1 protein-coding gene is annotated in these 387 nt (G+C 59.9%); it reads right to left on the bottom strand.

The window, feature by feature from the left end; all coding sequences use genetic code 11:
- On the bottom strand, nucleotides 1–387 hold a 387-nt coding region (locus tag I6F38_RS43610), incomplete at both ends, for a S1 RNA-binding domain-containing protein (RefSeq protein WP_225164744.1).

Genomic DNA, 387 nt, shown 5'->3' with positions numbered 1-387 from the left:
CCCGGCTTCCACTCATTGGTCTCCGGATCAAAGCCCTCGGGGTAGATGTAGTTACCGTCCTCATCATAGGAGGCAGCCATCCCGTACAGCGACGGATCGAACTCGTCAGACTCCACGTCGATACCCTCGTTGGCCTGCTTAAGGGACAGCGAGATGCGGCGACGGTCGAGGTCGATGTCGATGATCTTGACCATGACATCGTCGTTGACGCTAACGACCTGCTCAGGGATTTCGACGTGGCGCTCGGCCAGCTCGGACACGTGGACCAGACCCTCAATGCCGTCCTCGACGCGGACGAAAGCGCCGAACGGAACGAGCTTGGTGACCTTGCCAGGAACAATCTGACCAATCTGGTGCAGACGGGCGAACGCCTGCCACGGATCCTCC

Origin of the sequence: Bradyrhizobium sp. BRP56 (assembly GCF_020194035.1) — a bacterium.
Taxonomy (GTDB): Bacteria; Pseudomonadota; Alphaproteobacteria; order Rhizobiales; family Xanthobacteraceae; genus Bradyrhizobium; species Bradyrhizobium australafricanum.
The sequence above is the reverse complement of the archived record's forward strand: the minus strand, read 5'-3'. Positions and strand labels throughout refer to the sequence as shown.